The organism is Streptomyces thermocarboxydovorans, assembly GCF_039524635.1.
In the GTDB taxonomy this organism is placed as follows: Bacteria; Actinomycetota; Actinomycetes; order Streptomycetales; family Streptomycetaceae; genus Streptomyces; species Streptomyces thermocarboxydovorans.
The window spans coordinates 1-3289 of sequence record NZ_BAAAGU010000125.1 but is presented as its reverse complement, the minus strand read 5'-3'; the positions used below and the strand labels follow the sequence as shown (position 1 = coordinate 3289).

Below are 3289 nucleotides of genomic sequence, written 5' to 3'. Positions count from 1 at the left end.
GCAAGGCGGAGGAGGGCGCCGATGCGGAGCATCGGCAACCGACGACAACGCCGCAGATGCGCGTGCCAGACCCCGCGTCCGCGGGCTGATCCAAACGACAGGCCCCAGGGGGCACGCAGCCCGACCGGCAAGGCGACATATGCCGTGATCACATCGGCTACCTCTCCGGCCGTACGTCCGTCGGTGTCGATGCGCAGATCACCGATCCCGGCGTCTTCCAGCGTGGCGGCCGATGCCACCGCCTGGTCGGCGACGTCGAGCAGACGAGTCAGGGACTGCCCGCGCAAGGCGGTGTGCCGACTGCAGCCGGTCGGGGTGTGTCCGCCCTCTCGGCTACTTGGCCTGGACGTCCTTCCTGCAGGACTGGCACAGGGGGTTGCCGCCCTTGCCGTAGCGGTGGCAGTAGCCGTGGCAGCGGGCGCAGTACCCCACCTGGTCGACGGTGCAGCCCAGGCGCACGGCCGCGGAGTGAGGCGTCTCCGAAGTCGAGGCCATGGCCACACTTTACGTCGCACAGGTGATCGACCGGCAGCGCCGAGCCCGTCCACCGGGTCGTGAGCCGGATGCCGAAGTGCGGCAAGCCATCGCACGCGCTGAACAGCGGGAGGTCGAACGGCGACGCGGCCTGGAGCCGCGTCCGTCCGCGCCGGACTGGCTGCTGGAGCTGGGCATGAACCGGCATGCGCCGCCGGTGCGGGTGCATGCCGGCGGCTGCTGGAACGCGGGCAAGCGCCGCCGGGGGAACAGCCGGGACGAGGCGGTGCGGGCCTGACTGAGGGCGTGAAGGCGTGCGCGCTTGCCGGCCGGACAGCGGGCTGGGCTTCCCTGGACGTCTAGGCGGACTTGCGCGGCTTCCGGGCGGTCTTCTTCGCCGCCGTCTTCTTCGCCGCCGTCTTCTTGCCCGCGGTCTTCTTCTGCTTCGGCATCTCGTGCACGTCGGCGTCCTGCTCGCCCCGGGAGGAACGGACCTTCTTCACGGACTCCTGCAGGGCCGCCATGAGGTCCACGACCTGGCCCGACGTCTCGACGGGCTCGGGTGCCTCCGGCAGTTCCTGGTGCTCGCGCTTGGCCTCGATGATCTGCTCCAAGGCCTCGGTGTAGCTGTCCCGGAACTCCTCGCCCTCCAGGTCCTCGCGGGTCATGGTCTCCATCAGCGCCAGGGCTCCCTCGATCTCCTCGTCGGAGACCTCCACGGGCGGGGGCACCAGCTCGGACGGGTCGCGGATCTCGTCCGGCCAGCGCATGGCGTGCAGCACGATCACGTCCTCGCGCACCCGGAGCAGTCCCAGACGCTCGCGCCCCGACCAGGCGAACTTGGCCACAGCGACTTTCGACGAACGGGCCAGCGCATCCCGCAGCAGCTTGTACGGCTTGGCGGCGACCTGCCCGGAGGGCTGGAGGTAGTAGCCCTCGCCGATCCGGATGGGGTCGACCGACTCCAGCGGCACGAACGCCTCGATCTCGATGGCCTTCGCGGTTGGCAGCGGCAGATTGCTCAGCTCGTCGTCGCTGATCGGAATGACCTGCTCCTTGGTGAGCTGGTAGCCCTTGCCGATCTCGTCGCTGCTGACCTCGCGGTCTTCCACCTCGCAGAACTTGCGCACCCGGACGCGTCCCATGTCCTCCAGGTGGTACTGGTGGAACCGCACGGAGTGGTCCTCAGTCGCGCTGACCACGTTGATCGGCACGCTGACCAGGCCGAATGAGATAGCGCCGCTCCAGATAGTGCGGGGCATGGCACACGTCCTTCCGATGCAGCCCCGAGCACCATCAGCCTATGCACGCCTCTCCCTTCCCGCACACCTCAGCGCAGCAGGCGCGTGGCGCCCCTACGCCTCTCCTTTGCGTCTGGCTGTTGTCTCGGGTGTTGAGCAGGCGGCAGTCATCGGCGGCCTTCGAAAGCGACGCCAGATTCGGGTCGGCGACCTTCAAAGGAAACGCCAGGTTCGATATGGCGACCTTCAAGAGGTGCAAGAGAGTGGCTATGGCGAGGTGTGGGCCCGTGCCCGTAAGCAGGCACTCACCCCTGAGCAGCACCGCTCACCCCTCGCAGCCCGCCCATATGATCTTCGTCACGCATGCGTATCGCTGTGGCTGAACTCCGGCGTGGACCCGGTGGAGGTCGCTCGCCGCGCCGGCCACTCCGTCGCAGTGTTGCTGAAGGTCTACGCGAAGTGCCTGGACGGTGCCACGCAGATGGCGAATGCCCGGATCGAGGAGGCACTCAGCCGCTGGACATGATCAACGCTGCCCCACTGCTGCCCCACACATCCTGGTCACCACGCGTGTCAGGGTGAGACAAAGTGGTATGAACCGCGCTCGCCGCCCTCGCGGTCAGCGAAACGATGAAGACCCTCTCTGCTCTGCGTTTCCGCAGTTCAGAGGGGGTCTCCTCAAGTGTGGCGGCGCTAGGATTCGAACCTAGGAAGGCTGAGCCGGCAGATTTACAGTCTGCTCCCTTTGGCCGCTCGGGCACACCGCCTGGGTTGCTGCTCGGGTACCGCGTTTCCGCGGTGCTCCCCGGCAACGACGTAAACAATACCTGATGGACAGGGGTGGTTCGCCACCCGATTGATCGCCACCCGGAGGACGGGGGGTAGCTAGGCTTGTCCGGATGCGGCCGGGGACCGGCAACCGGGTCGATGGCCGCCCCAGGTACGCAGGTACGCATCCGGCCCGCAGCCGATACGCACCCCGATACAAGGAGCCACAGGACATGGCCGACTCCAGTTTCGACATCGTCTCGAAGGTCGAGCGGCAGGAGGTCGACAACGCCCTCAACCAGACCGCCAAGGAGATCTCGCAGCGCTACGACTTCAAGGGCGTGGGCGCCTCGATCTCGTGGTCCGGGGACAAGATCCTCATGGAGGCCAACTCCGAGGACCGGGTGAAGGCTGTCCTCGACGTCTTCCAGTCCAAGCTGATCAAGCGTGGCGTCTCGCTGAAGGCCCTGGACGCGGGTGAGCCGCAGCTCTCGGGCAAGGAGTACAAGATCTTCGCCACGATCCAGGAGGGCATCTCCCAGGAGAACGCCAAGAAGGTGGCGAAGATCATCCGTGACGAGGGCCCGAAGGGTGTGAAGGCTCAGGTGCAGGGCGACGAGCTGCGCGTCTCCTCCAAGAGCCGTGACGACCTGCAGGCCGTCATCGCGCTGCTGAAGAGCAAGGACTTCGACTTCGCGCTGCAGTTCGTGAACTACCGCTGATGAACGCCTCTGACCTGCGCAGACGGAGCTAGGCAGACTTCGCAGGGCACAACGGGGGCACATCGCCGAGAACGGCCTCGACCG

Annotated in this window: 5 protein-coding genes, 1 tRNA gene and 1 pseudogene; 3 read left to right on the top strand and 4 right to left on the bottom strand. The window is 66.9% G+C overall.

Going from position 1 to position 3289, the window contains the following annotated elements:
• On the bottom strand, positions 1-287 hold a 287-nt coding region (locus ABD198_RS30355), incomplete at its 3' end, for a hypothetical protein (protein ID WP_425580593.1).
• A 46-nt stretch (positions 288-333) separates the two neighbouring features.
• Positions 334-495 carry a hypothetical protein gene (locus ABD198_RS30350; protein WP_344007925.1) on the bottom strand — a complete coding sequence of 54 codons (162 nt, stop codon included), beginning with the start codon at positions 493-495 and terminating at the stop codon, positions 334-336.
• On the opposite strand from ABD198_RS30350, the gene ABD198_RS30345 reads away from it, so the two are divergent.
• Positions 494-772, top strand: a complete 279-nt coding sequence (locus tag ABD198_RS30345) for a DUF6233 domain-containing protein (RefSeq protein ID WP_344007923.1) — start codon at positions 494-496, stop codon at positions 770-772. The genes ABD198_RS30350 and ABD198_RS30345 overlap by 2 nt on opposite strands.
• A 61-nt stretch (positions 773-833) precedes the next feature.
• Here ABD198_RS30345 and ku read toward each other — a convergent pair whose 3' ends face one another.
• Positions 834-1736: a non-homologous end joining protein Ku gene (gene ku / locus ABD198_RS30340; protein ID WP_344007921.1), complete on the bottom strand. Its 903-nt coding sequence runs from the start codon at positions 1734-1736 to the stop codon at positions 834-836.
• A 232-nt stretch (positions 1737-1968) separates the two neighbouring features.
• Here ku and ABD198_RS30335 point away from each other — a divergent pair.
• Positions 1969-2241: pseudogene (locus ABD198_RS30335) on the top strand (site-specific integrase); the annotation flags it as partial.
• 159 nt (positions 2242-2400) lie between these two features.
• On the opposite strand, the gene ABD198_RS30330 reads toward ABD198_RS30335, so the two are convergent.
• A tRNA-Tyr gene (locus ABD198_RS30330) sits at positions 2401-2482 on the bottom strand.
• Between the two features lie 234 nt (positions 2483-2716).
• On the opposite strand from ABD198_RS30330, the gene ABD198_RS30325 reads away from it, so the two are divergent.
• The gene (locus ABD198_RS30325; RefSeq protein WP_344007919.1) at positions 2717-3205 is read left to right on the top strand and encodes a YajQ family cyclic di-GMP-binding protein; all 489 of its coding nucleotides are present in this window, start codon (positions 2717-2719) and stop codon (positions 3203-3205) included.
• Positions 3206-3289: the final 84 nt, after the last annotated feature.